Annotated in this window: 3 protein-coding genes; all 3 read right to left on the minus strand. The window is 71.9% G+C overall.

Annotation, left to right across the window (positions count from 1 at the left end):
• Positions 1-891: glycosyltransferase (locus VFE05_05960; protein HET6229608.1), on the minus strand; the 891-nt coding region annotated here is incomplete at its 3' end.
• Positions 888-1970, minus strand: coding sequence for a glycosyltransferase (locus VFE05_05965; GenBank protein ID HET6229609.1), 1083 nt, complete (start codon positions 1968-1970; stop codon positions 888-890). The genes VFE05_05960 and VFE05_05965, both read right to left, overlap by 4 nt.
• Positions 1961-3427, minus strand: coding sequence for a glycosyltransferase (locus VFE05_05970; protein HET6229610.1), 1467 nt, complete (start codon positions 3425-3427; stop codon positions 1961-1963). The genes VFE05_05965 and VFE05_05970 overlap by 10 nt, the downstream gene beginning before the upstream one ends.
• Between the last annotated feature and the right edge of the window lie 284 nt (positions 3428-3711).

A 3711-nucleotide genomic window follows, 5' to 3' on the forward strand; every position in this document is an offset into this window, starting at 1 on the left:
GAAGAAGGCGTCGATGCCGGGCCAGCGGTCGCTGATCATGGCCGCGCCGCAAGCCGCCGCCTCGAACAGGCGCACGGACGGCGACCAGCCCGCCGCGACCATGTCCGCCCGCGTCGCGTTGAGCTGCCACGCCGCGGTCGAGTAGAACGCGGGGTGGCGCGACGGTGGAAGGTGGGCCATGTGGCGCACGTTCCGCGGCCATTGCAGGTCCGCCGGGTACTGCGGGCCGGCGACGATGAAGCGCCTGGCCGGCAGGCGCTTGGCCACGTCCACAAGGAAGCGCTCCAGCACCGGCTGGCGGTCGGGTGCGTAGGTGCCCATGTACGCGAGGTCCGACGCGAGCTTCGCGTCCGGCGCCACGGGGCGGTAGCGCTCCGCATCTACCGAGCAGTACAGGGGGATGGCCCGGCGCGCGCCCAGCTCGCCCTCCAGGACCTCGTGCAGGAAGGGGCCGCCGGTGAACGAGAAGTAGCCGGCGAAGAGCGGCACCTGGTCCGGCCGAAGGTACTCCGCGCCGCCGGAGCGCAGAGCCGCCACGGTGACCGGCGTGTCGATGTCGTAGAAGAACAGCGGGTCCACGCCGGCGGACGCAAGGTCGTCGATCACGCGCGGCCCCTCGTGCACGTACGAGCCGACGAGCGTGGCGTCCGCCTCCAGCGCCTCGGCGATGGCGGCCCGGCGCGTGGTGCTCCAGTCGCGGTAGAGCGTGAGCGTGCAGAAGTCCGGCTGCGGCAGGTCGCGGTGCTCGCCGCCGTACCAGGGCGCGTCCCACTCGTAGAACACCACCTCGTGCCCTCGGGCGGCGAAGGCGCGCAGCAGGGCGCGGTACGTGGTCGCGTGCCCGTTGCCCCAGCTGGATGAGATGGAGAGGCCGAAGACGACGAGCTTCATGCGGCAGCCTCCACCGGCGCGCGGAGGATGGAGTCCAGCAGCAGCGCCCGCTGCGCATACGTGTGGTCCGCCAGCGCGCGCCGCCGCGCCGCCTGCCCGATCCGCCGCGCATCCCCCGCGTCCACACTCCGCACCCACTCCGCCACGCCCTCCGCGTCGGCAGCGACCAGGATCTCGTCGCCGGGCGCGAAGAACTCCTCGATGCCGCGCCACGCGTCGGTGACCTGGCAAGCCGCGGCGCCCGCCGCCTCGAACATGCGCGTGGCGGGCGACCAGCCGTTCTCCACCATGCTGTCGCGGTGGACGTTCAGGATCAGCCGCGCGGACGCGTTCACCGCGTTGTGGCGCGCGGTGGGCACGTGGCCCAGGTACGTCACGTTCGCAGGCATCGCCTTGTCGCCCCAGCCCTCGCCGCCCAGGGCGAAGCGCGCATCGGGGCACAGCGACGCGGCGCGGAAGAAGAACTCGTCCACGCGCGCCTCGCGGTCCGGCAGGCGATTGCCCATGAACAGCAGGTCGAACTCCGGCTGGGCCGCGCGCTCCAGCGGGCGGTGCTCGTCCGGGTCCAGCGCGTTGTAGACGGGCGTGCACGCCTTGGCGCCCCACCGCTCGTACGCTTCTACCACGGGCGGGCCGCCGCCGTAGGTGAAGACGTGGTCGAAGAGCGGGATGCACGCGCGGAACGGGTCCGCCGCGTCGGCGCCGATGCGGCCGAGAGTCGCTGGCGCGTCCACGTCCAGGAACGCCGTGCGCGTCTCGCCGCCGGAGCGCGACGCGACCGCATCCTCCAGCTCCGCGTCCCACACGCCCACGCCGCTGCACTTCACGACCCAGTCGGAAGATGCGAACGCCTCCTCGACCAGCGCGTCGCGTTCCTCGGCGGTCGTGTAGACGACGACGCGGGCGTAGGGCGGATCTTCGGCCAGGTCGCGGTTCTGCTGGCGGCCGTACGCGTCGGGCTCGCAGAACACGATCTCGTGCCCTAGGCCGTGCAGCGCGCGCAGCAGGCCGCGGTAGTACGTGGCCGCGCCGTTCCAGTACGACGACACGAGAGACGATCCGAAGAAGGTCAGGCGCATGCGGCCTCGGCTGCGGAAGTGGACTCGGTCGACGCGGATGCCGCCGTCGTTGCGGGAGATGCGGAGACGCCCACGGTTTCGGTAGATGAGCTCGCGCCGGCAGATGCAAGCGCATTGGCCGATGCGAGCGCGTCCGCAGTGATCGTCGGATGCGCGTCATCTACCGGCATCCGTTCGGAAGATGCGGACGCGGCGACGCCGTCCGACGGATGCGCTTCTGCCGAAACGCCGTTGGTCGATGTGACCGCAGCGGGGCTGGCGGGATGTGCATCTACCGAAACTCCGTCGGTGGATGCACGACGCTCGGCATCGGCGAGATGCGCATCTCCAGACACGCGGACGGGGGATGCGGACGCGCCGGCGGATTGGAGGGCGGCGACGATGGAGAGCAGCTCGTCCGCGCGGTGGCCGCAGGTGTGGCGCGCGAGGATGGTTTCCAGGCCGCGCGCTGCCTGCTCCAGCCGCGCGTCGTCGTCGCAGGCGAAGCGGAGAAGCTGCTCGCGCATCTCCCGCGGCGTCTCTACGCTCGCGTAGTCGCCGGGGCGGAACAGGCGCTCCGCGTCCAGCCACGGCGCCGAGACGAGCGGGATGCCGCACGCCAGCGCCTCGAACACGCGGATGGTGGGGATGCCGCGCAGCGCCTGCACGTACGCGCGCCGGGGGACGTGCAGCGTGACGCGGCTGGCGGCGAACACCTCCGGCACGCGCAGGGACGGCGCCCAGCCGCGGAACTCCACCCCAGCATCCGCCAGCTCCGCCAGCGCCTCGGCGGGATAGCGCACGCCGTGCGCGACGAAGCGCAGCTCCGGCATCGCCCGCGCCGAATCGAGCCAGAACGCCCGCAGCTCCTCCGTCCGCTCCCCGTCGCCCCAGTTGCCGATCCAAGCCACGTCCTGCGTCTTCTCGCGGTTCAGCGGCCGGAAGCGCTCCACGTCGGCCGCCTCGTGGAAGGTCCACGCGCGCTCCACGCCGAACCGCTCGCGGTAGATGTCGCGCAGCACGTCGCCGAACGCGAGCACCCCGTCGAACGCCGCCAGGTCGAAGCGGGCGATGGCGTCGGGATCGCTCCACGGCCGGTGGTGCGTGTCGTGGAAGAGCACCACGGAACCCTGCCGCCGCGCGACGGCTGCGACGGTGTTGGCCACGCGCGGCGTGTTCCACTCGTGCACGATCACCACGTCCGCGCCGGCCACCGCGGCGGCGACCTCGTCCTCCAGCCCGGCCCCCTCGCCGTCGTAGCTGTGCACGGCGATCTCCGGGAACGCCCGCGCGAAATCGACGATGGGCCCCACGCCGTGGTCCGCCAGCAGGTTCTCCACGCTCCACGCGCCGCGCGGCTCCCACGAATCCACGGTGTGCCCCCGCCGCGCGAGCGCCGTCATCAGGCCGCGCACGAAGTGGGCGTTGCCGTGGTTCCAGTCGGACACGGCGGAATGGATGAAGAAGACGAATCTCATCTCAGGTCTGTAAGGGCAATGTCGGTCCGCAGCATTGCGTGGCGGTTGAAACCGCGGCAACGACTGCGCAAAGTCCCCCTGCGGGGACTAACTGCATAACTGCATAACACTTCCGCCGCGTAGGGGTGCGATTCATCGCATCCGCGCGACAGCCTCGAAGCCCCCGCCGCCAGACTCCCCCATCGGCCCCACCGCCCAACGCGCGCAGAAGCCCCAACCCTCTCCCGCTTGCGGCGGAGGGTGCGAGCCTGAGCGAGCGGGAGGGGGCGCCCCTCACCCCACCT

This window comes from Longimicrobiaceae bacterium, assembly GCA_035696245.1.
Classification (GTDB): domain Bacteria; phylum Gemmatimonadota; class Gemmatimonadetes; order Longimicrobiales; family Longimicrobiaceae; genus DASRQW01.

Coding starts and splice junctions, on each gene's coding strand:
- VFE05_05965 (HET6229609.1), bottom strand. CDS start 1,970: ATGCGCCTGACCTTCTTCGGATCGTCTCTCGTGTCGTCGTACTGGAAC.
- VFE05_05970 (HET6229610.1), bottom strand. CDS start 3,427: ATGAGATTCGTCTTCTTCATCCATTCCGCCGTGTCCGACTGGAACCAC.